The sequence below is a fragment of the Streptomyces sp. NPDC000410 genome (assembly GCF_040300305.1).
GTDB lineage: Bacteria > Actinomycetota > Actinomycetes > Streptomycetales > Streptomycetaceae > Streptomyces.
The window spans coordinates 54,387-79,012 of the sequence record NZ_JBEPDM010000027.1; the positions used below are offsets into that span (position 1 = coordinate 54,387).

General features: G+C 71.2%; 25 protein-coding genes. 5 read left to right on the forward strand and 20 right to left on the reverse strand.

Annotation, left to right across the window (positions count from 1 at the left end):
* The first annotated feature begins 95 nt into the window (after positions 1–95).
* Positions 96–839, forward strand: a complete 744-nt coding sequence (locus ABT342_RS24295; protein WP_351577597.1) for a hypothetical protein — start codon at positions 96–98, stop codon at positions 837–839.
* Here ABT342_RS24295 and ABT342_RS24300 read toward each other — a convergent pair.
* On the reverse strand, positions 778–2,049 hold the full coding sequence (locus tag ABT342_RS24300; protein ID WP_351577724.1) for a cytochrome P450: 1,272 nt from the start codon (positions 2,047–2,049) through the stop codon (positions 778–780). The genes ABT342_RS24295 and ABT342_RS24300 overlap by 62 nt on opposite strands.
* A gap of 80 nt (positions 2,050–2,129) precedes the next feature.
* Positions 2,130–2,903 (reverse strand): alpha/beta fold hydrolase, encoded by a 774-nt coding sequence (locus tag ABT342_RS24305; protein WP_351577600.1) that lies wholly within the window; start codon positions 2,901–2,903, stop codon positions 2,130–2,132.
* Between the two features lie 215 nt (positions 2,904–3,118).
* Here ABT342_RS24305 and ABT342_RS24310 point away from each other — a divergent pair, with 215 nt between their 5' ends.
* Positions 3,119–4,702 (forward strand): alpha/beta fold hydrolase, encoded by a 1,584-nt coding sequence (locus ABT342_RS24310; protein WP_351577603.1) that lies wholly within the window; start codon positions 3,119–3,121, stop codon positions 4,700–4,702.
* A 108-nt stretch (positions 4,703–4,810) separates the two neighbouring features.
* On the opposite strand, the gene ABT342_RS24315 is transcribed toward ABT342_RS24310, so the two are convergent.
* The 11 genes from ABT342_RS24315 to ABT342_RS24365 all read right to left on the reverse strand — a co-directional run bounded on the left by ABT342_RS24315 (position 4,811) and on the right by ABT342_RS24365 (position 15,086).
* Entirely contained in the window at positions 4,811–5,263 is a 453-nt protein-coding gene (locus ABT342_RS24315) for a DUF6278 family protein (RefSeq protein ID WP_351577607.1), read from the reverse strand.
* 65 nt (positions 5,264–5,328) lie between these two features.
* Entirely contained in the window at positions 5,329–6,108 is a 780-nt protein-coding gene (locus ABT342_RS24320) for an exodeoxyribonuclease III (protein ID WP_351577610.1), read from the reverse strand.
* 40 nt (positions 6,109–6,148) lie between these two features.
* A complete protein-coding gene (locus ABT342_RS24325; protein WP_351577613.1) occupies positions 6,149–6,781 on the reverse strand; it encodes an MBL fold metallo-hydrolase in 633 nt (210 codons plus the stop codon).
* 16 nt (positions 6,782–6,797) lie between these two features.
* On the reverse strand, positions 6,798–8,111 hold the full coding sequence (gene pcaDC, locus ABT342_RS24330; protein ID WP_351577616.1) for a bifunctional 3-oxoadipate enol-lactonase/4-carboxymuconolactone decarboxylase PcaDC: 1,314 nt from the start codon (positions 8,109–8,111) through the stop codon (positions 6,798–6,800).
* A gap of 37 nt (positions 8,112–8,148) precedes the next feature.
* Positions 8,149–8,703, reverse strand: a complete 555-nt coding sequence (locus ABT342_RS24335) for a hypothetical protein (protein ID WP_351577619.1) — start codon at positions 8,701–8,703, stop codon at positions 8,149–8,151.
* Positions 8,700–9,890 (reverse strand): ROK family glucokinase, encoded by a 1,191-nt coding sequence (locus tag ABT342_RS24340; protein ID WP_351577622.1) that lies wholly within the window; start codon positions 9,888–9,890, stop codon positions 8,700–8,702. The genes ABT342_RS24335 and ABT342_RS24340 overlap by 4 nt, the downstream gene beginning before the upstream one ends.
* Positions 9,891–10,177: 287 nt before the next feature.
* Entirely contained in the window at positions 10,178–11,062 is an 885-nt protein-coding gene (locus ABT342_RS24345) for an ATP-binding cassette domain-containing protein (protein WP_351577626.1), read from the reverse strand.
* On the reverse strand, positions 11,029–12,087 hold the full coding sequence (locus ABT342_RS24350; protein ID WP_351577629.1) for an ABC transporter permease: 1,059 nt from the start codon (positions 12,085–12,087) through the stop codon (positions 11,029–11,031). The genes ABT342_RS24345 and ABT342_RS24350 overlap by 34 nt, the downstream gene beginning before the upstream one ends.
* Positions 12,084–13,091 carry a sugar ABC transporter substrate-binding protein gene (locus tag ABT342_RS24355; protein ID WP_351577632.1) on the reverse strand — a complete coding sequence of 336 codons (1,008 nt, stop codon included), beginning with the start codon at positions 13,089–13,091 and terminating at the stop codon, positions 12,084–12,086. Before ABT342_RS24355 ends, ABT342_RS24350 begins: the two co-directional genes overlap by 4 nt.
* Positions 13,092–13,162: 71 nt before the next feature.
* The gene (locus ABT342_RS24360) at positions 13,163–14,170 is read right to left on the reverse strand and encodes a sugar ABC transporter substrate-binding protein (protein WP_351577635.1); all 1,008 of its coding nucleotides are present in this window, start codon (positions 14,168–14,170) and stop codon (positions 13,163–13,165) included.
* A 139-nt stretch (positions 14,171–14,309) separates the two neighbouring features.
* Complete coding sequence (locus ABT342_RS24365) at positions 14,310–15,086, reverse strand: GntR family transcriptional regulator (protein ID WP_351577638.1); 777 nt, start codon at positions 15,084–15,086, stop codon at positions 14,310–14,312.
* Between the two features lie 77 nt (positions 15,087–15,163).
* Between ABT342_RS24365 and ABT342_RS24370 the strand changes: the two genes are divergently transcribed.
* Positions 15,164–16,168, forward strand: coding sequence for a Gfo/Idh/MocA family protein (locus tag ABT342_RS24370; RefSeq protein WP_351577641.1), 1,005 nt, complete (start codon positions 15,164–15,166; stop codon positions 16,166–16,168).
* A gap of 223 nt (positions 16,169–16,391) precedes the next feature.
* On the opposite strand, the gene ABT342_RS24375 is transcribed toward ABT342_RS24370, so the two are convergent.
* On the reverse strand, positions 16,392–17,066 hold the full coding sequence (locus tag ABT342_RS24375) for a response regulator (protein WP_351577644.1): 675 nt from the start codon (positions 17,064–17,066) through the stop codon (positions 16,392–16,394).
* Positions 17,063–18,280 (reverse strand): sensor histidine kinase, encoded by a 1,218-nt coding sequence (locus tag ABT342_RS24380; protein ID WP_351577647.1) that lies wholly within the window; start codon positions 18,278–18,280, stop codon positions 17,063–17,065. The genes ABT342_RS24375 and ABT342_RS24380 overlap by 4 nt, the downstream gene beginning before the upstream one ends.
* Positions 18,281–18,425: 145 nt before the next feature.
* Between ABT342_RS24380 and ABT342_RS24385 the strand changes: the two genes are divergently transcribed.
* Positions 18,426–18,650: a hypothetical protein gene (locus ABT342_RS24385; RefSeq protein WP_351577650.1), complete on the forward strand. Its 225-nt coding sequence runs from the start codon at positions 18,426–18,428 to the stop codon at positions 18,648–18,650.
* Between the two features lie 16 nt (positions 18,651–18,666).
* Here the strand turns inward: ABT342_RS24385 and ABT342_RS24390 are convergent, their stop codons facing one another.
* Both ABT342_RS24390 and ABT342_RS24395 read right to left on the reverse strand, forming a co-directional pair.
* Positions 18,667–19,587: a DMT family transporter gene (locus tag ABT342_RS24390; RefSeq protein ID WP_351577653.1), complete on the reverse strand. Its 921-nt coding sequence runs from the start codon at positions 19,585–19,587 to the stop codon at positions 18,667–18,669.
* A gap of 80 nt (positions 19,588–19,667) precedes the next feature.
* Complete coding sequence (locus ABT342_RS24395) at positions 19,668–20,285, reverse strand: dihydrofolate reductase family protein (RefSeq protein ID WP_351577655.1); 618 nt, start codon at positions 20,283–20,285, stop codon at positions 19,668–19,670.
* 165 nt (positions 20,286–20,450) lie between these two features.
* Here ABT342_RS24395 and ABT342_RS24400 point away from each other — a divergent pair, with 165 nt between their 5' ends.
* Positions 20,451–21,182, forward strand: a complete 732-nt coding sequence (locus tag ABT342_RS24400) for an SDR family oxidoreductase (protein WP_351577657.1) — start codon at positions 20,451–20,453, stop codon at positions 21,180–21,182.
* A 112-nt stretch (positions 21,183–21,294) separates the two neighbouring features.
* Here ABT342_RS24400 and ABT342_RS24405 read toward each other — a convergent pair whose 3' ends face one another.
* The 3 genes from ABT342_RS24405 to alc all read right to left on the reverse strand — a co-directional run bounded on the left by ABT342_RS24405 (position 21,295) and on the right by alc (position 24,625).
* The gene (locus ABT342_RS24405) at positions 21,295–21,768 is read right to left on the reverse strand and encodes a carboxymuconolactone decarboxylase family protein (RefSeq protein WP_351577660.1); all 474 of its coding nucleotides are present in this window, start codon (positions 21,766–21,768) and stop codon (positions 21,295–21,297) included.
* A gap of 168 nt (positions 21,769–21,936) precedes the next feature.
* On the reverse strand, positions 21,937–23,316 hold the full coding sequence (locus ABT342_RS24410) for a serine hydrolase domain-containing protein (protein WP_351577663.1): 1,380 nt from the start codon (positions 23,314–23,316) through the stop codon (positions 21,937–21,939).
* 196 nt (positions 23,317–23,512) lie between these two features.
* Positions 23,513–24,625 (reverse strand): allantoicase, encoded by a 1,113-nt coding sequence (gene alc / locus ABT342_RS24415; RefSeq protein WP_351577666.1) that lies wholly within the window; start codon positions 24,623–24,625, stop codon positions 23,513–23,515.
* Between the last annotated feature and the right edge of the window lies 1 nt (position 24,626).

A 24,626-nucleotide genomic window follows, 5' to 3' on the forward strand; every position in this document is an offset into this window, starting at 1 on the left:
GGTCAACGAACGTCCGCGCAGCGTAACTTCACCGCGTGGCTCCCGTCAGGACCGTCTCGAACATTGTTTCACCCGGCCCGCTAACATGCGCGCCCATGAATGAAGACCTCCGCGACATCGTGCTGGGCGTGGTCGCCGCCGGTGTCAGCGCCCAGCTCGGCTGGCTCGCCCGTACCTACCTGTGGCGCCGGGGGCTCCGTCGCAAGCAGGCCTTCTTCGGGCTGCCGGGGAATTCCGAGTGTCTGCTCGTCGTCAACCGCGAGGCCACCGGCGAGGGCGTGGTCCACCGCTTCGACGTGTTCGCGCTGCTGGAGCTGTCCGCCCTGATCAAGGACTGCGGGGCGCAGGCGCAGATCGTCCAGCACGATGTCGCGCGGCAGGGTTTCGGTGACCGTACGGAGTTCTGCGTGGGCGGTCCGTACTCGAACCGCCGGATGGCGGCCCATCTCAGCACCCTCCTTCCCGGTGTACGGATCAACAACTTCGAGCAGGGCACGGAGGACCGGGGCGCGTTCCTCATAGGCGCCGAGCAGTACCGTCTGGACGCGGGCACGACCGAGTACGTCCTGCTGGCCCGCCTGACCGCGGGCGAGGGCGGCAGGCCCGTGTTCCTCTTCTGCGGGCAGCGGGCCATCACCAACCAGGCCGCCACCCGCTATCTGGCCCGCCACCACGAGCGGCTCGCCCGGAAGTACCGGTCGAACTCCTTCGTGCTGCTGCTGAAGGTCGTCAACGCCCAGGCGTACGGACCCGATGTCGTCGAACTCGTCGCGGATGTCACGCGCGCGGCGCAGGCCCCGTATCCGGAGCCCGAGCCATCGACACCGGCAGCGACTTGAGACCGTTGATGAAGTTGGAGACCAGCCGCCTCGGTGGCGGTCCGGCGAGGGTGACGAAGGGCAGCAGTTCCCGGACCTCCTCGTGCAGCACTCTCAGTTGCAGGCGGGCGAAGTGGGCGCCGAGGCAGACGTGCGGCCCGTCCCCGAACGACACATGGGGGTTCGGGGAGCGGGACAGATCGAGCCGGTAGGAGTCGGTGAACACCCGCTCGTCGTAGTTGGCCGAGGCGTGGAAGACGACGACCTTGTCGCCCCTGCGCACCCGGCGCCCGCCGAGCGTCACGTCACGGGCCGCCGTGCGGCGGAACGACAGCACCGGCGGGTGCCAGCGCAGCAGTTCGTCCACCGCCGTGTCCACGGCCACCTCCCCCGCGCGCAGCCGCCGCTGCTCGTCCGGATGCGCGGCGAGCGCCAGCAGCCCGCCGGGGGCGGCGCTGCGGACCGTGTCGTTCCCGGCGACGGTGAGCAGGAAGAAGAACATCTCCAGTTCCGCGCCGAGCAGTCCGGAGGTGGCGAGCGAGGTCATGACGTCGTCGGCGGGACGGCGGCGTTTGTGCGCCGCGAGGTCCTGGGCGTAGTCGAACATCTCGCGCAGCATCGCGGGCGAGCGCGGATTGACGGGGTTTCCGTCGCGGTCCAGAACGGGTGGCTCGTCCGGGTCCTGGTAGGCGATGACCCGCTCGGTCCAGGTGAGCAGCAGCCCCCGGTCGCTCTTCGGGACACCGAGCAGATCGGCCAGGTTGAGCAGGGCGTATTCGTCGGTGACGGCGGTGACGAGATCGACGACGGGGCCCGAGGCGCGGGCGGCTGTGAGCAGTTCCCGGGCGCGTGCGCGCGCGGCGGCGGTGAAGCGGTCGACGCGGCCCGGGGTGAAGGCCCGGCTGACGAGCCGCCGCAGCCTGCCGTGGCCGGACGCACTCTCCCCGGCGAGGCGGGGGGAAGGATCCTGGTTGAGCATCATGCGGCGGATGAACGGCAGATCGGCCGGGTCGGGATCGCGGATCTGGGTCGCGCCGAGCCACGACGAGAAGTCCCCGGCGTCCTTCAGTACGCGGACGACGTCGGCGTGCCGCGTGACCGCCCAGAAGCCGGGACCGGCGGGCCAGCCCAGCACCTCGTACTCGTCCTGCCAGGCCACCGGGTGGTGGGCTCGCAGTGCGCGGAAGGCGTCGTGGGGCAGCCCGGCCGCGTACAGCCTGGGGTCGAACACATCGGGGACCTCGGCCGTGGCCGGGCGCCCGCCACCCGTCCGTCGGGGTCTCGTGCGGCGGGCGCCGGTGTGTCTTTCGGTCATGCGTCGGCCGCCCGCAGGAAGTCCTCGACGGTACGGATCAGCTGGAGCGGGGTCTCGTCCATCGCGTAGTGCCCGGCGCCCGGCAGCTCCGTGAGCTCGCCCCGTGCGAACCAGCGCAGCCACGTCTCCCTGGTCAACGCCGCGCTGATGGCCGGGTCGAGGGCGCCGACGACGGCGAGGGCGGGGACGCGGGAGCCGTCGATGTCGGCGTGGAAGTCGTCGACCGCCCAGGAGTCGAGCCAGGCGCGGAAGGCCTTGGGGTCGCTGCGCCGCACCGAGCGCAGCGTCATGCGTTCGAGCCAGGCGGTCGGGCGTACGGAGCCGGTGGTGATGTCGATGATCGTGCGCCGGTTGGCGGGCCGGTCGGCGGCGTCGGCGAAGAGGCCCCACTGGTCCGGCGGCATCGGCAGGCCGCCGGCCGGCACGGGCGAGATGCCGACCAGCCGGCGCACCCGGTGCGGCGCCAGCCCGGCCACGCGCTGGACGACGGAGCCGCCCATGGAGTGGCCGATGAGCGAGAAGCGGTCCCAGTCGAGCCGGTCGGCGAGCGCGAGGACGTCGGCGGCGCCCTCGCTCGTGGTGTACGAGCCGGGCGTGCCCATCGCCTCGCCGTAACCGCGCAGGTCCACGAAGGCGTAGGTGAACGAGGTGAGGTCGAGATCCGGGCGGACCGCGGCGTACGCGTCGCGGTCCGCGAACCAGCCGTGCACGGCGACGACCCGGTGCGGTCCGTCGCCGTGCAGCGTGTGCGGGAGCACGAAGGGGGTCACGTCTTCTCCGTTCACCGACGGCAGGGAGTACGCCACCACGTTGGCCCTCGGACGCGGTGTTCCGCCAGGGTGCGAATGGGGCGCACTACGGGTCTTTCACCGGGACGCGACCCAACAATCGTTACCTGTGCGTAACTTACCGACGGGTTACTTTCGGTAAGCCCGGCCGGTTACCGTCGGGTCACTTTCGGACCGGCACGAGTCAGGAGTGACCGATGGGACACCCGCGCCCGCGCAAGGCCCTGCGTTCGACCACGACAGGCACCGTTTCGGCGGCCCTCCTGGCCGGCGCCGCCCTCGGGCTCGCCCCGGCCACCCCGGCAGCCGCCGCCACGCACCCCGGTATACGGTTCGTCGACATCCAGGGCGACGGCGGCACCGTGCTCAAGGCCAACGTCGTCACCCCGGCGGACGCCGACGGCTCCCGCAGATACCCCGTGATCGTGCTGCCCACCAGCTGGGGCATGCCACAGGTCGAATACCTCGCCCAGGCCAAGAAGCTCGCCGAATCCGGCTACGTGGTCGTCAGTTACAACGCCCGCGGGTTCTGGCAGTCCGGCGGGCAGATCGAGGTGGCCGGGCCGCCGGACGTCGCCGACGCGTCCAAGGTCATCGACTGGACGCTCGCCAACACGCCCGCCGACCCGGCCAAGGTGGGCATGGCCGGTGTGTCGTACGGCGCCGGAATCAGCCTGCTGGCAGCCGCGCACGACGACCGAGTCAAGGCCGTCGCGGCGCTCAGCGGCTGGGCCGACCTCATCGAGTCCATCTACAGCGGGCGCACCCAGCACCGCCAGGCCGCAGCGCTGCTCGGCGGCGCGGGCTATCTCACCGGCCGCCCCAGTCCGGAACTCCAGCGCATCCTCGGCGACTTCCTCGGCTCGAACCTGGAAAAGGAAGACGAGATGATCGTCTGGGGGAAGAAGCGCTCCCCGGCCACCTATCTCGACCGCCTCAACAAGAACGGCGCCGCCGTCATGCTCGGCAACGCCTGGGGCGACACCATCTTCCCACCCAACCAGTACGTCGAGTTCTACGAGCGGCTCAGCGGCCCCAAGCGGCTGGAGCTGCGCCCCGGTGACCACGCCACCGCCGAGGCCACCGGCCTGCTGGGGCTGCCCAACGACACCTGGACGAGCACACAGCGCTGGTTCGACCACCATCTCAAGGGCGCCGACAACGGCGTCGACCGCGAGCAGCCCGTCCGGATCAAATCCCGCTCCACCGGCGGCTACGAGAGCTACCCCGACTGGAAGTCGGTGGGGGCGGACCGGCGGAAGATCGCCCTGGGCGGTACGCAGAAGATCCACGCGAACATCGACTCGGGCGCCAACGGCGGCATCGTCATGCTGTCCAACGCCCTGGACCAGTTCCTGAAGCTGCCCCCGACCGCCTCGATCCCGCTGCTGCCCCGGTCGTTCGCCGCCGTCTGGCAGTCCGAACGGTACGGCTCGGCACAGCGAATCAGGGGGACGGCGAAGCTGCACACGACCGTCACCAGCACCGAGGAGAGCGGCACCCTCGTCGCGTACCTCTACGACGTAGGACCGCTCGGCATCGGCAAGCTGGTCAGCAACGCCCCTTACACCTTCCACGACCGGACCCCGGGCCGGCCGTTCGCCGTGGACCTGGAGCTGTTCTCCACCGCCTACGACGTCCCGGCCGGTCACCGTGTGGCCCTGGTCGTCGACACCGTCGATCCGCTCTACATCGAGCACAATCCGTCCGGCGCACGGCTGACCTTCTCCTCCCCCACGGCCGACCCGTCGTACGTGTCGGTCCCGCTGCGCGAGAAGTGATCTCCGGCCGCCCGCGCAAACTATCCACCCCGGCAAGGGACTTCATCCTGACACGCATAAACGAGGCATAAGCCCGATGAACGCAGGAACTCGGGCCTCAGCCGCCACTCAGGCCTCTGCCGCCTCCGCGTAGACCTGGGAGAGCTCGGGGGAACCGGTCACCGCCCAGTCCAGACCCGCCTCGACCACATTGATCTCGCGCCCCGAGGCAAGGCGCACGACGGGGTGGCCACCCGGCCAGACGTGCCAGGTGGCCCCCCGGACGGTCCGCACGATCACGGTCCCGAGATAGAGGCCCGCGTCGTTGCCCACCCAGGGCAGCTCCTCCGGATCGTCCCGCCAGCGCGGCGACAGCTGGTCGAGCGCCTCCAACGAGGCAGGGGTGTCATCCAGTTCAAGCCCCTGCCGCCCCGCCCGGACCCGGAGCAGCTCGCACTCGGAGAGCAGCTCGGCGACGCCCTCCGGGTCGGCCGCGAAGCCGGAGGCCAGCGCCTGCCCACCCCGCTCGTCCTGCTCACCGTCGTGCCGTTTGCGCCAGTTGTCCAAGAAAGGGATGTTCATATCGATTACCCTCGCATTCCGGTGGACGGCGCACCACAGGGCGCGCGGCGGGCGGCCCGGAGGTCTCAGAGATCGAGGTCGACGACGACCGGGGCGTGGTCCGACGCGCCCTTGCCCTTGCGCTCCTCACGGTCGACATAGCTGTCCTTGACGGCCGCCACGAACGGCTCGTTGCCGTACACCAGGTCGATGCGCATGCCCCGATTCTTGGGGAAGCACAGCTGGCGGTAGTCCCAGTACGTGAACGGGTGGTCGTACTTCAGCGGGCGCGGCACCACGTCGGCGAGCCCCGTCTCGCGCAGCCCCTCCAGCGCGGCGCGCTCCGGCGCGGTCACATGCGTCAGCCCCTCGAAGACGGCCGGGTCCCAGACGTCGTCGTCGGTCGGCGCGATGTTGTAGTCCCCGAGGACCGCGAACGGCCGCTCCCCCGCGGCGTCCTCGGCGACCGCCTTCTTCAACGCCTCCAGCCAGGCCAGCTTGTACGCGTAGTGCTCGTGCGTGACCTCCCGGCCGTTCGGCACGTACACCGACCAGACGCGGGCGGGACCGCAGGTCGCGCTGATGGCCCGCGGCTCCTGCACGTCGCCGTACTCAGGCCCGCCGGGCAGGCCCATGACGACGTCGTCGAGGCCCACCCGGGAGAGCAGCGCCACGCCGTTCCACCGGCCGTCGGCGTTGACCGCGCACTCGTAGCCGAGCTCCTTCAGGGCGTCGGCGGGGAACTGCTCGGCGGTGCACTTGGTCTCCTGGATGCACAGCACGTCGGTGCCGCTGCTCTCCAGCCAGGCGAGCAGCCGCGGCAGGCGGGCGGTGATCGAATTGACGTTGAATGTGGCGATGCGCATGCCGCAAGCGTAACCGCGGGGTCCGACAGTCAGCGGCCCGTCAGAGGTCGGCCGACTCTCCGGAGGCCAGCCTGCGGTGCTCCGCACCGCCCAGATTGCCGATGTGGGTGTCGTAGATGGGGCGCGCGAGATCGGTCAGCAGGGCGTCGTGGATGTCGATCGAACGGCGCGGCCCCACCTCCCGTACGTACTCGATGACCTCGGACACCTTGTTCCACGGGGCCATCACGGGGAGCATCAGCGTGTCGACCGGCTGCTCCGGCACGGTCAGCGCGTCACCAGGGTGGAACACCGAACCGTCCACGAGGAAACCGACATTGGTGATCCGCGGCAGGTCCGGATGGATCACGGCGTGCAGTTCGCCGTGCACCTGCACGTCGAAGCCGGCGGCGGTGAAGGTGTCACCGTTGCCGACGGTGTGCACCCGGCCCGGGAAGGCCGCCGAGAGCCGGTCCGCGACACTGCGCAGGGTCCAGATCTCGGCGGCCGGATTCGCGTCGAGGGCCACCCGCAGCCGCCGCTCGTCGAAGTGGTCCGGGTGCTCGTGGGTGACGAGGACCGCGTCCGCTCCGGCCGCGGCGTCCTCCTCGCTGAAGCCGCCCGGGTCGATGACGAGCGTCCGCCCGTCCTTCTCCAGCCGGACGCAGGCGTGTGACTTCTTCGTGAGCTTCACGTTCGCGACATTACCGTCAGTCGCGGGGAGTGGTCTCCTCACGGATGACCGCCTGGGCGACACGGAACGCCGAGTTCGCCGCCGGCACCCCGCAGTAGACCGCCGCCTGCATCAGGACCTCCCGGATCTCCACCGGGGTCAGACCGTTGCGCAGGGCGGCGCGCGTGTGGAAGGCCAGTTCGTCGAGGTGCCCGCCCGCGACCAGCGCGGTCAGGGTGACGGCGCTGCGCGTGCGGCGGTCCAGTCCGTCCCGGGTCCACACCTCGCCCCAGGCGTAGCGGGTGATCAGCTCCTGGAAGTCGCCGGTGAAGTCGTCCGCGGCGGCCGTGGCCCGGTCCACGTGCGCGTCGCCCAGCACCTCGCGGCGGACCTTCATCCCGGCCTCGTAGGGGTCGGGCCGGGTCACACCGACGGCCTGCGGCTGCTCCGCGGGCGGTGCGATCTCCGCGACCGGGGCGACCGGGGTGGAGATCGCGGGGACGACGGGCGGCGCGGCGATCGCGGCCATCCCCGTCGTGGTGTCGGACGCGGTCTGCCAGGCCGTGGAGAAGTGACGTACGAGAAGGTCGGTCACCGCGGCGGGCTGCTCCACCGGCGCGAGGTGGGAGGCGCCCGGAACCAGCGCGAGACGGGCGTCGGGGATGCCGGCGACCAGGGTGCGGGCCTCGGCGGGCCCGGTGAGCTTGTCCTCGGAGCCGACCAGGACCAGGGTGGGGATGCCGACCCGGCCCAGTTCGCCGCGGACGTCGAAGGCGGCGAGCGCCTCGCAGGCGGCGATGTAGCAGCCGGGGTCGGTGGTGCGCACCATCTGTACGGCCCATTCGACGATCGCGGGCTGAGCGGCGGCGAATCCGGGCGTGAACCAGTTCTCGGGCGCGGTGCGGGCCATCGGGTCGAGGCCGTTCGTACGGACGATCACTCCGCGCTGGCGGAACTCGTCCGCGGTGCCGAACCGGGGCGACGCGGCGACCAGCGCCAGTGAGGCCACCCGCTGCGGCACCCGCAGCGCGAGGTCGATGCCGATGGCTCCGGAGATGGAGCAGCCCGCGTAGCCGAAGCGCTGCACGCCCAGCTCGTCGAGGGTCGCGACGAGCCGGTCGGCGAGTTCGGTCACCGAGGTGGCGGGGTGGGCGGGGGCGCCTCCGTGGCCGGGGAGGTCGAAGCGGAGGACCCGCCACTGCTGGGACAGCTCAGGTATCTGACGGTCCCACATGTGCCAGGTGGTGCCGAGCGAGGGCCCGAGGATGAGCACGGGTGCGTCGTCCGGACCGTCGATCCGGTACTGCAGGGGCTTAGGGGGCACGCCCGGCGGCGTCTGCGTCTCACTCACTCGCTCCACAGTAGCGAGCGGACGCCTGATCTCCGGATCAGGGGGTCGCGGTCGAGACGACAAACACCTTGGGCGCGGACGGATCGGTCAGATCGACGGTGATGTCCTGGCTCGGCCGGGGGTCGTCCTGGCTGTGCGTGGTGGCGGCCCAGTCGGCTCCGGCCCCGAAGGCCCACCCGGCGGTGGCGGCGTCGCGCTCGCCGATGCTGATCTCACCGGTGCCGAGCTCGGAGCGGCTGGTGCCGACGTTCGTCAGGAAGAAGTCGAGACCGGCGGCGGTCGTGCGGAACGTGACGTACAGCCGGCTGGACTTCCAGTTGCTGGTCTCGAAGTAGGCGACCTCGGTGGACTTCGGCGGGACCGGGACCTCGAAGACGCGGCGCTTCATCTTGGAGGGCCAGCTGTCCCGCAGCCCGGTGGCCGAGGACTCCCGCTCCTTGTCGCGGCCGCTGGAGCGGCTCTGCTCCGCGGCGAGCACCAGATAGCCGGCGGGGATGCCGATGAGCAGCACGATGACTATCGCGGTCAGCAGGCGGCGGCGGATCATGTGACGGCGGTCTTCGGGCGGTGTCGTGGGCCTGGGCTGGGTCATGAGGAGGGTTCCTGGGGGGTGGTGCGGGTGGTGTCGCCGGAGGTGCGGCTGCTGCCGGGGTTACGGAGGGCCTGGGCATAGCGCTCGTAGCGCTCGTACCGCTCGACGCGTCGCCGGTTGGCGCGCCGGAACCGCCGGGCGACCAGCCTGGCGAGGTCCGCGGCGCCGACCATTCCGGCCTCGGGGCCGAGCTGTGCCTTGGTGATACGGGCCTCCGGCCGGTAGCCGCGGCCGGTGAGGTGGCGGCGGAAGGCGTCCCTGGCGGGGCCGATGAGGAGGTCGTCGGCGGCGCTGACACCGCCGCCGATGACGAAGCAGGAGGGGTCGAGGGCGGCGGCGAGGTTGGCGATGCCGACGCCGAGCCACTGCCCGATGTCCTGGAGGAGCTCGACGCACATCGGGTCGCCCTCGCGGGCGAGCTCGGTGATGAGCGGTCCCGTGATGTCCGGGACGTTGCCCTTGACCCGCTCGATGATGTTGTACGCGACCGGTGAGTCGGCGGCGGCCAGTTCGCGGGCCTCGCGGACCAGGGCGTTGCCGGAGCTGTACTGCTCCCAGCAGCCGCGGTTGCCGCACGGGCAGCGGTGCCCGCCGGGCACCACCTGCATATGGCCGAACTCGCCGGCGACGCCGTACTTGCCCCGCTTGACCTGCCCGTCCTCCAGGATCGCGCCACCGATGCCGGTACCGAGCGTGATCATGACGAGGTGGTCCTCACCGCGGCCCGCGCCGAACCGCCACTCGGCCCAGGCGGCGGTGTTGGCGTCGTTGTCGACCATGACGGGGACGGCGAGGCGGGTCTGCAGCGAGTCGCGCAGGGGTTCGTTGCGCCAGGCCAGGTGCGGGGCGAAGAGCACCTTGGAGCGGTTGGCGTCGACCCAGCCGGCGGCGCCGATGCCGACGGCGTGCACGTCGTGCCGGTCGGAGAGGTCCAGGACCAGCTCGACGATGGTGTCCTCGACGACCTTGGGGCTCTTGGACTTGTCCGGGGTCTCGGTGCGCACCTTCTCCAGGATGACGCCGTCGGCGTCCACGACCCCGGCCATCACCTTCGTACCGCCGATGTCGATGCCGACGGTGGGGACGCGGGGCGCGGTGAGGTGGGAGCGACGCTCGCGGGCGGAGACGGTCCGCAGGACCGTGGCGCGGGCGGAGCCCCGGTGTGCGAAGTCGCGGTACGTGCTCACGTCGTCCCTGCGGGTCGTGGGGGGTCGGGTCCGGGTCAGCGGAGGCGGACGGCGCCCGCCGTGCCCGATTGTGCCATCCGGGGTGCCGGGGGCGCCGTAACGCGGATCGCTGCGCCGATCGCCAGGGGGTGTCTTGTGGATCAGGCCGGATCAGGGAGCGGGGTCTGGGGCCGTGGATCGCAAGGCGGAGGAGGGAGGCATGGCGGAGCCATGCCGACCGACGACAACGCAGCGAGGCGCGGTGCCAGACCCCGCTCCCTGATCCGGCCTGATCCACAAGACACCCCCTAGGGGGTGTCCTCGGGAGGGCCGCCCAGATGCCGGGGCTCGGGGGCGCGCTCCAGTTCGTGGCGGAGGTCGTCGAGCTCGCTGCCGCCCGCCATCTGGCGGGTGAGCTCGTCCAGGGTGATCTCCGCTTTGGTGTGGCTGCCGAACATGGTGCCGCGCTTGAGCAGCACGAATCGGTCGCCGACGAGGAAGGCGTGGTGGGGGTTGTGGGTGATGAGCACCACGCCGAGACCCGCGTCACGTGCGGCGGCCACGTACTTGAGCACGACCCCGGACTGTTTGACGCCGAGCGCCGCCGTGGGCTCGTCGAGGACCAGCACCTTGGCGCCGAAGTAGACGGCGCGGGCGATCGCGACGCACTGCCGCTCGCCGCCGGACAGGGTGCCGATGGGCTGGTCGACGTCGCGCAGGTCGATGCCCATGCGCAGCAGTTCGGCGCGGGTGGTCTCGCGCATCAGCCGGACGTCGAGCCGCTTGAGGGGGCCGCTGCCCTTCGTCGGCTCGGAGCCGAGGAAGAAGTTGCGCCAGACCGGCATCAGGGGGACCACCGCGAGGTCCTGGTAGACGGTGGCGATCCCGCGGTCGAGGGCCTCGCGCGGGGAGCCGAGGGTGGTCCGCTCGCCCTCGATCGCGAAGGTGCCCGCGTCGTGCCGGTGCAGGCCCGCGATGATCTTGATGAGGGTGGACTTTCCGGCGCCGTTGTCGCCGAGTACGCAGGTGATCTCGCCCGCGTGGACTTCGAGGGAGACGCCTTCGAGCGCGCGGATGTTGCCGTAGTACTTGCTGACGTCGTCGAGCTCGACGAGAGAGGTCGCTGCGGTTTCGGATGTCACCGCGCCGGTTTCGGATGTCACCGCGTCGCCTCCGCACGCTTGCGGACCCATGCGTTGAGCAGGGTGGCCAACAGGAGCATCGCTCCCAGGAAGAACTTGAACCAGTCCGGGTTCCACTCCGCGTACACGATGCCCTTGCTGGTCATGCCGAAGATGAAGGCACCGACCGCGGAGCCGATCGCGGAGCCGTAGCCGCCGGTGATCAGACAGCCGCCGATGACGGCCGCGATGATGTAGATCAGTTCATTGCCGACGCCCTCGCCGGACTGGACGACGTCGAACGAGAACAGCAGGTGCTGGCCGGAGACCCAGGCGCAGAACGCCACGCCCATGTAGAGGAGGATCCTGGTCCGCGACACCGGGACACCGACGGCGCGGGCGGCGTCCGCGCCGCCGCCCACCGCGAAGATCCAGTTGCCGAAGCGGGTGCGCAGCAGGATCCAGGTGGCCAGGGCGACCAGGGCGACCCACCACACGATGGTGGCCTTGATCTCGACACCGCCGACGCTGAAGACCCCGAAGAGGGACTTTGCGGACGGGAAGCCCTCCATGTCCGCGATGGTCTTGGTCGAGACCGTGCCGCTGATCAGCTTGGTGAAGCCGAGGTTGAGTCCGGTCAGCATCAGGAACGTACCGAGCGTGATGATGAAGCTCGGCAGTTTCGTCCTGGTCAGCATGAAGCCGTTGAAGAACCCGATCGCGAGGGTGACCAGCAGGGAGACGGCGACGCCGACCCATACGTTCGCCGTCATCTGATAGCTGAACATCGAGGAGACCAGCGCGGAGCTGGTGACCAGCACACCGGCGGAGAGGTCGAACTCGCCGCCGATCATCAGCAGGGCGACGGGCACCGCCATGATGCCGATCGTGGAGGCCGCGTACAGCACGGTGCCGAGGCTGGATGCCCGCAGAAAGCTGTCGGCGACGATCGAGAAGAACAGGAAGACGGCCGCGGCGCCGACGACGGAGCCGAGCTCGGGCCTGCCGAGGAGCTTCTTCAGCGGCGAGGTGCGCAGCAGCCGTTCGTCGGCGCCGCCGGCCTTGTGGCCGGCCGGTGGTGGTGCGGTCCTGGTCATCGGGTCCCCCGCTCCGTGTAGTCCTGCAGTGCGGCGGCGTCCTTCTCCGTGATGATCTGCGGTCCGGTGAGGACCGGCCGCCCGCCGCCGAGCACGTCGGCGTTGTACCGGTGGAGCCACAGCAGATCCACGGCCTCGTAGCCCTGGAGGTAGGGCTGCTGGTCGACGGCGAAGCCCAGCCTGCCGTCCTGGAGCGCGCTGGCGACCTTCGCGTTGAGGTCGAAGGTGTCGATCTCGGCCTTGCTCCCGGCGCCCTGCCGGGCCTGGACGGCGGCGTCGGCGAACGGCGCGCCGAGCGTGACGACGGCGTCGACGGACGGGTCGGACTGGAGCTTGGCCTCGATGGACGCCTGGACGTCGGGCATGTTGGTGCCGTCCACGTACAGGTTCGTCAGCTCGCCGCCGAAGGTCTTCTTCGCTCCGGCGCAGCGCTGCTCGTGGCCGACGTTGCCCTGCTCGTGCAGGACGCACAGGGCCTTCTTGCGGCCCCGCTTGTCGAGCTCGTCGCCGACGGCCTCGCCGGCGACGGTCTCGTCCTGTCCGATGTGGGTGAGGGCGCCGAAGACCTTGGACTCGGCCGAGCCGGAATTGACGGTGATCACCGGGATACCGGCCTTGGTGGCCCTGGCGACGGCGTCCTTCATCGCGTCCGGTTTGGCGAGCGTGACGATCAGCCCGTCGACGTTCTTGTCGATGTACGTGTCGACGAGCTCGGCCTGCTCCTTGCCCTCGTCGCTGTGGGCGTACAGGAAGTCGATGTTGTCCTTGGCCGCGGCCTGTTCGGCCCCGTTCTGGACGATGTCCCAGAAGGTGTCGCCGTCGCCCGAATGGGTCACCATGGCGAAGGTCCAGCGGGGGGTGTCCACCGCGGGCCGGCCCGCGGCCGCTTTACGGGCGTCCTCGGCGCGCTTGCCGCCGGTCGCGCTGCATCCCGCGAGCGAGGCTCCGAGCACCACCGCCAGCATCGCGCCGATCGCGCGTGCCCCTGTACGAACCCTTGCCACGACGCCGTGCCCCTCTTGCTCCGCTTGTGATACTCCGCGGTAAGTATCCCTGAGCGGTGTGGCCGCGTACGTCATCGGGTTCCGTCGGCCGTCAGCTTCTCGAGGGCGGGGACGTCCTTCTCGGTCACCAGGGCGGGACCGGTGAGGACCGGCTTGCCACCGCCGATGACGTTGCCGTTCGTCTTGTTGAGCCAGATTTCGTCGATGGCGAGGTAGCCCTGGAGGTAGGGCTGCTGGTCGACGGCGAACCCGATCTCCTTGGCCTTGAGCCGCCTGACGACCTCGGCGTTGAGGTCGAACGTGTCGATCTCGGCCTTGCTCCCGGCACCCTGCTTGGCCTGGACGGAGGCGGCGGCGAACGGCGCGCCGAGGGTGACGACCGCGTCGATGTCCTTGCCGCTCTGGAGCTTCGCCTCGATGGAGGAGGTGGAGGCGGGCATGTTGGTGCCGTCGATGTTGAGGTTCTCGACGGTGCCCTTGAAGGCCTTCTTCACTCCCGCGCAGCGGGCCTCCAGGGAGACGTTGCCCTGTTCGTGGATGACGCAGACCGCCTTCTTCTTCCCTCGCTTGTTGAGCTCCTCGCCGACGGCCTCACCGGCCACGGACTCGTCCTGGCCGATATGGCCGAGCGCGCCGGCCTCCGCCGAGAACTCTCCGCCGGAGTTGATGGTGACGACGGGTATGCCCGCCGCGACGGCCTTCTTGACGACGTCCTTGACGGCCTCCGGCTTGGCGAGGGTGACGACGATGCCGTCGACGTCCTGGTCGATGTACGTCTGGACGAGCTGGGCCTGCTCCTTACCCTCCTTGTTCGCGGCGTAGAGGAACTCGACGTTGTCCTTGGCCGCCGCGTCCTTGGCGCCGCGCTGGACGATGTCCCAGAAGGTGTCGCCCTCGCCCGAGTGGGTCACCATGGCGATCTTCAGCCGCTCGGTGGTGGCGGGCTTCCCGCCGCCTCCCCCGCCGTCCGGCTTCTCCTCGGAGCCCTTGCCGCCGGAGCTGCTGCATCCGGCGGTCCCGGCCGCGAGCGTGAGCGTGACTGCGGCGAGCAGGATCGCTGCCGCGCGGGGTGTGCGCATGGTGGTCCGCCTTCTCTCCCGGCCGCCGGGTTGCGGCTGGGTGAGTTTCTACGGGGGCGGCGCCGACCCGTCAATACTTTGTCCGAACATTCTTACGCGGAGCCGCGCCGGGGGCTGCGTACGGCGTCGGCGTACCGCGTCAGGGGCGTACGAGGAGCTGGAACTCGAAGGCGTACCGCGACGCCCGGTAGACGTGCGAGCCGAACTCGACGGCGCGCCCGGTGTCGTCGAAGGTGGTCCGCTCCATCGTGAGCAGCGGGGCACCCTCCACCTCCCCGAGCCGGCCGGCCTCGTCGGCGGTGGCGGCGCGGGCCCCGACCGACTGCCGGGCGCTGTGCAGGGTGATGCCCGCGGCGCGCATCATCCGGTAGAGCCCGGTGGACTCCAGTTGTTCGGTGTCCAGGGCCAGCAGCCCGGCCGGCAGATGGTTGCGCAGATGGGCCATGGGCTCGTCGTGTGCGTAGCGCAGCCGCTCGACGAGGTGTACGTCGCTGCCCTCCGGGACCCCGAGCGCGGCGGCGACCTCCGCGGTCGCGGGCTCCACGGCGTTGTGCAGGACCCGGGTGGCGGGGCGCTGGCCGGCCGCCTCCAGGTCGTCGTAGAGGCTGCTCAGCTCCAGCGGCCGCTTGACCTGACTGTGCACGACCTGGGTGCCGACGCCCCTGCGGCGCACCAGCAGCCCCTTGTCGACCAGCGACTGGATGGCCTGGCGGACGGTGGGCCGGGACAGCCCGAGCCGGCCGGCGAGGTCGATCTCGTTGCCGAGCAGGCTGCCGGGCGTGAGGGTGCCGTGCTCAATGGCGGCCTCCAGCTGCTGGGAGAGTTGGAAGTACAGCGGGACCGGGCTGGTGCGGTCCACACGGAGCTGGAGTTCGGCGGGCTGATTGGGCACGGTGCGAGCGTAGTCGCAGGGCATGTTGACGGGAAGCCATGAAGTCAGGTTGTCAGGACAAATGCTTGACATGGTCCCGGGGCGGCCTCCACCTTGGGGCCATGCGCATCGGACTCATCGGAACCGGACGTATCGGCGCCTTCCACGCGGGCGTCCTCAGCCGCCACCGCGAGGTCGGCTCCCTGGTGGTCGCGGACACCAACGGCGGGCGCGCCCGCGAGGTCGCGCACCGCATCGACGCCACCGCGGCCCCCTCCGTCGACGAGGTCTTCACCTGGGGCGTGGACGCCGTGGTGATCGCCTCCGCCACCGCTGCCCACGCCGACCTGATCGGCCGGGCGGCCCGCGCCGGACTGCCCGCCTTCTGCGAGAAACCGATCGCCCTGGACCTGCCCGGGACGCTGAACGCGCTGCGCGAGGTGGAGAGCGCGGGCACGCAGCTCCAGCTCGGCTTCATGCGCCGCTTCGACGCGGGCTACGGCGCGGCCCGCGCACTGGTGCGCTCGGGCCGGCTCGGCCGGCTGCACACCGTACGCGCGATCACGTCCGACCCCGCGCCGCCGCCCGCCGCGTACCTGCCGCTGTCCGGCGGGCTCTACCGCGACTGCCTGGTCCACGACTTCGACATCGTGCGCTGGATCACGGGCCGCGAGATCACCGAGGTGTACGCCACCGGCTCGGACGCCGGGCCCGCGATGTTCCGGGAGGCGGGTGACATCGACACCGCGGCGGCCGTGCTCACGCTCGACGACGGAACCCTCGCGTCCGCCACGGCGACCCGCTGCAACGGCGCGGGCTACGACGTCCGGATGGAACTGTGCGGCGAGGCCGACACGGTCGCCGTCGGCCTCGACGACCGTACGCCGATCACCTCCACGGAACCCCAGGGCCCGCCGCCCGCCGACAAGCCCTGGCCGGGCTTCCTGGAGAGGTTCGCCCCGGCGTACGAGGCCGAACTCGACGCCTTCATCCGGCTCGCCCGCGGCGAACTCGCCAACCCCTGCGACGGCCGCGAGGCCCTCCAGGCGCTGCGTGTGGCGGAGGCGTGCGAGCTGTCGCGGCGGGAGCGACGCGTTGTGCGGCTGGAGGAGATTGCGGGGGCGTGATGGGGGGTGGGGGCGCCTGCGGCGGGCTGACGTCGGGGGCTCTGCCCCCGAACCCCCGCGCCTCAATCGCCGGCGGGGCTCCAAGGGAGCCCCTCTGGGGTCCCCCACGCCCGCAGGGCGTAGGGGGAGATTGAGGACACGGCCGGAGGCCGTACGGGGGTCTGGGGGCTTGCCCCCAGTTCGGGAAGGGGCGGGTAGGGGAGAAAGGCCCGCCGCAGGCGCCCTAAGACTCCGCGCCCCCGTCCAGCAGGCCCGCGTCGTGGACCAGGAGCGCGATCTGGACGCGGTTGTTGAGGCCGAGTTTCGCGAGGATCCGGGAGACATGCGTCTTCACGGTCGGCACGCTCATGTACAGGCCCGCCGCGATCTCCGCGTTGGACTGGCCGCGGCCGACCGCGACAGCCACCTCGCGTTCGCGTTCGGCGAGCGCGGCGAGGCGGTCGCGGGCGCGGCCCGCCCGGTCGTCGGGGGCGGTGGTGTCCGCGACATGGGTCATCAGCTGGCGGGTGACGGCCGGGGACAGCACCGGATCGCCGGCCGCCACGCGCCGTACCGCGGCGACGATCTCGGCGGGCGGGGTGTCCTTGAGGACGAATCCCGCGGCCCCGGCGCGCAGCGCCCGGAGCACCTGCTCATCGGCGTGGAAGGTGGTGAGGACGACGACCTGGGGAGCGTCGGGGCGGGCCCGTAGCCGTTCGGTGGCGGTGAGCCCGTCCAGATGGGGCATCCGGATGTCCATCAGGACGACGTCGGGGCGCAGCCGGTCGGCGAGCGCGGCCACCTCGGAGCCGTCGGCGGCCTCGCCCACGATCTCGATGTCCTCCGCCCCGCCGAGCATGAAGGTGAGGCCCGCGCGCACGAGCGGGTCGTCGTCGACGATGAGCAGTCTGATGGTCATGCGCGCCACGGTAGCCAGGATCGGACCAGGAACCCTCCGTCGCCGGTTTTCCCGTGCTCCAGCTCGCCTCCGGCGAGCGTGGCGCGTTCGGTCAGGCCGATCAGCCCCTGCCCGGAGCCCGGCACTTCGGCGACCGGCCCTTGCGGGGCGGGGTTGCGCACCTCGACGGTGAGCCCGTCGCCGGGGCCGCCGCGCACCGTGAGGGTGACGGCGGCTCCGGGCGCGTGCTTACGGGCGTTGGTCAGGGCCTCCTGGGCGATGCGGTAGACGGTACGGCCGGTGGCCGCCGGGGCGGCGGCGGGCTCGGCGACGCGGTTGTCGAGGACGACCCGCATCCCGGCCTCGCGGGATTCGGCGACCAGCGCGTCGAGGGTGGCGAGGGTGGGCTGCGGGCGGTGGCCCTCGTCCCCGTCCCCGTCCACGCCGGGCGCGCGCAGTACGCCGATGATCTCGCGCAGGTCCTGGAGTGCCTCGTGCGCGCTGTCGCGGATGACCCCGGCGGCGCGGGCGACCTCGGCCGGGGGCGCGTCGGGGCGGAATTCCAGGGCGCCCGCGTGGACGGAGAGCAGGGTCAGCCGGTGGGCGAGCACGTCGTGCATCTCGCGGGCGATGGCCTCGCGGGCGAGCCGCTGGGCCTGCTCGGCGCGCAGCTCGGCCTCGGTCTCGGCGCGGTGGGCGCGTTCGCGCAGGACGACGACGAGCGTGCGGCGGGAGCGTACGAGCATGCCCCAGCCGATGGCGAGCAGGACCAGCATGACCCCGGCGACGGCGCTGATCACGGTCGGGGTTCCGGGCTCGGGCCGCAGAAACGGCTGCGCCACACTGCACAGCACCGCCAGCGAGCCGAGGACGGCCACCGGGCGGAACGGGCGGTGCACGGCGAGGCTGAACAGGCTCACCAGCAGCGCCCCGCCCGCGACCGGCACGAACAGGCTGATCACGACGAGGGCCGCGGCGAGCTCCACGGGCCGGCGGCGGCGCAGCCACACCGCGCAGCAGGCCGCGGCGCCGACGAGCTGGTCGACGAGGACGACGGCGCCCGAGCCGTTGATCTCCTGGCTCGACTCGGCCGCGACCAGCCCGATGAGGGCGGCGAACAGGAACAGGGCCGTGTCCACGATCCAGTCGCGCACGGTCCGCCGCGGCCGTGCTCCGCCATCTCCTGGACCGGACATGCCCGAGGGCAGCAGCCAGGGGTACTCCGTACGCGTCATATCGACAAATCTATGCGGGTGTACGGGCCCCCCAGCACACCTGGCGGCCGGGAGCTACCAAAGTCGGGGAGTTTCAGACTTCGGTAGCGGCGGGCCATGCCATCGGCGGACGCGCCCGCCCGGCCGGCCGCACGACGATCACTCCATGAAGAAGATTCTGGAGTTCATCGGGGTGGCGCTGCTCGTCGTCGGCGGGTGCGGGGTCCTGCGGGAGCTGACCGGCTGGTTCCCGTTCTTCGGCTTCACCAAGTGGATCGTCGAGCCGATCGGATTCCTGGACGGCCGGGAGCTCTACGCGTACATCGTGGTCGCCGTCCTCGGCTTCGCCGTCCTGATGATCTCGGACGCCGGAAGCCGCCGCAGGGCCTGATCCGCAGGACCCGGCCCTATGCGGTGTCCGCCGCGCGCCGCCCCCAGGCCGTGCCGGCGAGCACCAGGGCCGCACCGGCCAGACCCACCGCGCCGATGTGCTCGTGGGCGATGAGGATGCCCGCCCCGGCCGCCCACAGCGGTTCGGTGCCGAGGAGCAGGCTCACCCGGGAGGGAGAGGTGCGGCGGACCGCCCACATCTGCACGAAGAAGGCGAAGAGCGTGCAGAAGACGGACAGGAACAGCAGCCCGGCCCACTCGCGCGGCCCGAAGTCCACGGCCACCGCGAACGGCGATGCCCCGGTGCCCGGCGCCGCGGCGAGGACGGCGAAGACCGCGACCGAGGCGGCGAGCTGGACGGTGGTCAGGGACAGCGAGTCGGCGGACCGGACGGCCTTGATCCGGGACATCGCCAGGACGTGGACCGTACGGGCGACGGCGGCGAGCAGCATCAGCAGGTCGCCGGCCGACGGGGCGGTGAATCCTCCGCCCTGGGTCAGCAGGACCACCCCGGCGACCGAGAGCCCGGCGGCGGCCAGGAAGGAGCGGGGCGGCCGGGTCCGGGTCACCACGGCCTCGGCGAGCGGGGTGAAGATCATGGTGAGGCTGATGATGAGCCCGGCGTTGGTGGCGGACGTGTGGACGACGCCGTACGTCTCCAGCAGGAAGATCCCGCTCAGGACCAGCCCCAGCACCCCCGCGCCGCGCCACTGTGCCGCCGTGAGCGCGCGCAGATTCCGCCATCCGGCGACGGCGAGCACCGGCAGGACGAGGGCGAAGCGCAGCACCAGGACGGCGATGACCGTGTGCGTCGTGGTGATGCCCTTGGCCGCGAGATAGCTGCCGCCCCAGAAGACGGCGACCAGCAGCACGGGCAGGTCGGTGAGCCAGGCGCGGCGGGGTGCGACACCGGGTGCGGGGACGGCGAGGGACGACACGGGGCGGCTCTCCAACGACTCGGTCTTCGTGGAGACTTCGTCGGCCCCAGCTCGGAGCGATCACCGTACCCGCAGTGCGTTCACTCCGTCTCGTACGTTCCGTACTCCGGCCGGCCCGCCCGTTCGTAGGCGTGGATGGCGATGCCGGAGCCCGTGGTCCTGTCCCCGGTGTGCCGGAACGCGGTGGGCTCGGCGCCGTCGGTGAAGAGGCGGCGGCCCTTGCCGAGGACGACGGGGAAGACGAGCAGGTTGAGGGCGTCGATCAGGTCGTGCGCCATGAGGGACCGGGCGAGGGCGGCGCTGCCGTGCATCTGCAGTTCCCCGTCCGTGCGCTCCTTGAGCGCGGTGACCTCCTTGACCAGGTCTGCGCCGACGATGGTGGTGCCGGCCCAGTCGGCCCGGTCGAGGGTGGTCGACACGACGTACTTGGGCAGCGAGTTGAGCTTCGACGCGATCAGATGCCCGGGGTCGGTCACCTTGGGCCAGTAGGCGGCGAAGATCTCGTACGTGCGGCGGCCGAGGAGGAAGGCACCGGGGCGCTCGAAGACCTCGTCCATGAACCGGCCGAAGTCCGCGTCCGCGTACGGCACGGTCCAGCCGCCGAGGTCGAATCCGCCGCTGGTGTCCTCGTCGGGTCCGCCGGGTGCCTGGCAGACGCCGTCGAGGGTGAGGAACTCGGTGAGGGTGAGCTTTCCCATGGCGGGGACCCTTCGGTCGTTCGTCCGGATGTCATGAGCTCTGAAGCTCTGACTCCACGGTCCCGCGGAACTCATCGCGGTGTCCGATTGCCGCCAGCGTCCGGGCCGCCACCCCGCTGTCATTGAAGAGGCAACCACTTACCTACTTATGTGCTGGAGGCTTCGATGAACGGCAAGGTGGCTCTGGTGACCGGCGGCAGCCGCGGGATCGGCGCGGCGACCGCGCTGCGGCTCGCCCGCGCCGGGGCGGACGTCGCGATCACCTACGTACAGGACAAGGCGGCCGCCGAGGCGGTCGTACGCGAGATCGAGGCGGCCGGCGGGCGCGGCCTGGCCCTGCGCGCCGACTCCGCCGACGCGGCCGAGGCGGCCGGCGCCGTGGAGCGCGCGGCGGCGGAGCTGGGGCGGCTGGACGTCCTGGTCAACAACGCCGGCGCCGGCCTGCTCGGCCCGCTGGAGACCCTGACGGCGCCGGACGTCGACCGCGTCCTCGCCGTGAACGTACGGGGCACCTTCCTCGCGTCGCAGGCGGCGGCCGCCCGCATGGAGCGCGGCGGCCGGATCATCACCATCGGTACGTGCATGACCAAGCGCGTGCCCGGCCCCGGCGGCACGCTGTACGCCATGAGCAAGTCAGCCCTGATCGGTCTGACCAAGGCGCTGGCGCGGGAACTGGGCGACCGCGGCATCACCGCGAACATCGTCCACCCCGGCCCGGTCGACACCGACATGAACCCGGCGGACGGTCCGTACGCGCAGGGGCAGAGCGCGATGACCGCGCTCGGCCGCTTCGCGGCGCCGGACGAGGTCGCGGCGCTGGTCGCGTATCTGGCGGGGGCGGACGCGGCGTACATCACGGGCGCCGAGCTCTCGGTGGACGGCGGCCACGCGGCCTGACGCCGAGGGCACTCCCTCCGGCTCTTCCGGATCAGCACGACGCCCCGGGCACCTGCGAAGGTGCCCGGGGCGTTGCGCGCGGCTGCCGGGGGTCCCGGTCTCGTACGTCCCGTCAGGCGAACTGACCGGGCTGGTAGCCGCCGGCGGGCTGCTGGACGATGACGTTCACCCGGTTGAAGGCGTTGATCAGGGCGATGAGCGACACCAGGGCGGCGAGCTGGTCCTCGTCGTAGTACTTCGCGGCGTTCGCCCAGGCCTCGTCGGTGACGCCACCGGCCGCGTCGGCGATCCGGGTGCCCTGCTCCGTCAGCTCCAGGGCGGCGCGCTCGGCGTCGGTGAACACCGTGGCCTCCCTCCACGCCGCGACCAGGTGCAGGCGAACGGAGGTCTCCCCGGCGTGCGCGGCGTCCTTGGTGTGCATGTCGGTGCAGAAGCCGCAGCCGTTGATCTGACTGGCGCGGATCTTCACCAGCTCCTGCGTCGCGGCCGGCAGCGTCGAGTCCGAGAGCACCTTGCCCGCCGAGACGAAGTGCTTCAGGGACTTGGTCGCGACCTGGTTGCCGAAGAGGTTCAAGCGGGCGTCCATGGTGTGCTCCTTGCGGTTCGTCGTCGGTTACACCTCATTGACGGATCGCCTCGGCACGATGTGACAGGTTCGCGTGTGACGTACGTCTCCCCGCAGGTCGCGCCCGTAGGTCTCCCCCGTCGGTCTCCCCTCGTGGGCCGTACGACTCCCCCGAAGGTCCCGGCTCGGTCAGGAGGCCGCCGGAACCCGGGTGAACAGCCGGCCGGCGAGGTCGATCCCCACGATCGCGCCGCTCTCGTCGCGGGAGAAGAAGCCGCGCTGCCCCGCCAGACCGCCCTCGGTGACGATGTACTCGTCGGCGTCGCCGGGCAGCAGGCCCATGGCGGCCGGCGCGTAGTCCGCCGGAAGCTCCGTCTCCGACGCCGCACGCACCTCCGGCTTGATCACGGCGTCGATCGTCAGCCCCGCCCCGTCCGTGACGACGTTGAGCGTCATCGCGTCGTTCTCGTACGCCCCGGCCACCTCACGGGCCCACGCCTCGTCGTAGGGCAGCGGCTCCGGGTCCTTCTCGACCAGGCCGAGGTAGTTCTCGAACGCCCAGCGCACGACGGCCTGGTTGAACGGAGTGCCTTCCGGGCCGGCGTTGAGCACGACGACGGCGAAGTTCCGTTCGGGCACGACGTGCAGCGCGGCGAACTGGCCTCGCGCCGAACCGCCGTGCTCGACCGTACGCACGCCGTCGACCTCGCGCAGGAACCAGGCGATGCCGAACGCGTCGCCGAGCGAACTGGCCACCAGCTCGACCGTCGGCTCCTTCATCTGGTGCAGCGCCTCGGCCGAGAGCACCTTGGTGCCGTCCTCGGCGCGGCCGTCGCCGAGGTGGAACCGCGCCCAGCGGAGCAGGTCGGTCACCGAGGAGGTCAGACCGCCGCCGGGGTTGTTGGCGCGGAAGACCCGCCAGGGGCGGGAGACGGCGAGCGTTCCGTCCTCGCCGAAGTCGTGGCCCACGGCGAACCGCCGGGTCATGACGTCGTCGGGCGCGAAGAAGCTGTTCGACAGCCCCAGCGGCTCCAGCACCAGCGAGGCGATGGCCTGCTCGTACGTCAGGCCCGTGACGTTCTCCAGGATCCGGCCCACCAGGTTGTACCCCGCCTGGCTGTAGGAGGCCCGGGTGCCGGGCGCCGCGAGCTGCTCCAGCTCGGTCATCCTCGCCACGAAGTCGGCCAGGGCGTTCTCCCCTTCACCGGTGTCGACGATGACGTTCCAGCCCAGCCCCGCGGTGTGGTTGAGCAGGTTCAGTACGGTCATGTCCGCGGCGGCCCGCTCGTCCGAGAGCACGAGCTCCGGCACGTACTTCCGCACCGGCGCGTCCAGGTCGATCCGGCCCTCCTCGACCAGGCGCATCACGGCGGTCGCCGTGTGGGTCTTGGTGACCGAGCCCAGCTGGAACAGCGTGTCCCGGTCGACGGGCAGCGGATTCTCGACGCTCGTCACGCCGTGGCAGGCGTAGAACTCCTGACCGTCCGCCCACACCCCGACGGCGACACCGGGTGTGCCGTACTCCTGGGCGGTTCCCTCGACGAACGCGGACAGCGTGGCGTACGACATTTTCGTTCCCCTTCGAGCGCGGACTTGCACTGTGTTCAAGTGGAACGTTAGCCCAAGACTTGAACGACGTGCAAGCTACTTCTCGAACTAAGTTCAAGTCGGCATGGCAAAGCGGGGCACACCGGTGCTGTCATTCCGGTGTGCCCCGCGAAGGGCGGTGTGTCGTGGCCGCCCGGTCAGGAAGGAGAGGCCGGCGTCAGCCGCCCAGCTCCTGGTGGCGGGCCGTCAGACGGGCCTCGCCCTGCTCCGTGAGGGAGCCGAAGAGCCGAAGGCGGGAGAAGCCGCCGTCGGGGAAGATGTCGATGCGCACGTGCGTACCGACCGCCGGGGTGTCCAGCACGAAGCGGTGGTTCGTGTCGGGCTGGAGGCGGGTGCGCGGCAGGAACTCCGTCCACTCGCCCTCCTCGCCGGTCTTGACCGACAGGGAGGCCCAGCCGGCCGAGTTGCCCTTCAGGTACGCGGTGTCGATCTCGACGGCGCGGATCTCGGACTCGGCGGCCAGCTGGTAACGGATCCAGTCGTTGCCCTGGTCACGGCGACGGGCGGTCTCCCAGCCGTCGTCCATCTTGCGGGACCGGCCCGGGTTGATGGTGTTGGTGGGCGGCGAGTAGAAGCGGTTGGACGCATCCTGGACCGAACCGCCGTTCTCCAGCGCGGCGACGTCGAAGGTGCCCAGCGTGGCGAGCCACTTCGGGTCCGGTACGACCTCGCCGTACACGCGCAGGCGGGCGATGCCGCCGTCGGGGTGCTGGTTGACGCGCAGGTGCGTGAAGCGCTGCTCGACGGTGACCTCGAAGCCGTTGGCCGCGTGGCCGCCGACCGGCGTGCGCGGGACGATGGTCGTCCACTTCACGTCGTCGGAGAGGAGCTCCTCCGGCGTGGGGGCGCCCTGGACCGAGGCGCCCTCGATGGAGACGGCCTGCGGCATGTTGCCGCGGAAGTGGGCGGTGTCGACGACGATGCCGCGGATCACGCCGGGGGCGCCGAGACGCACCAGCGCCCAGTCGTGGTCCTCGGGGGTCGGCCACGGGTGCTCGGCCGACACGCCACGGCGGCGGCGGGTCTCCCAGCCGTCCATGATCTTGCCCTTGTGGCCGAAGTGCTCGGGGTCGAACTCGGCGGCCTCGGGTACCAGCAGGTTCTCCCGCTGGGCGAAGAACTCGTCGTTGGCGGCGATCACGCCGGCGCCGAGCTGGCGGTCGGCGAGGTTGGCGTAGCTGGTGAACGGGAAGTCCGCGGTGCGGTAGTCGGCGTACGGGTCGCCGCCCCCGTACGGGTTAGCGTTGCCGGTGAAGGACGGTATCGCCACG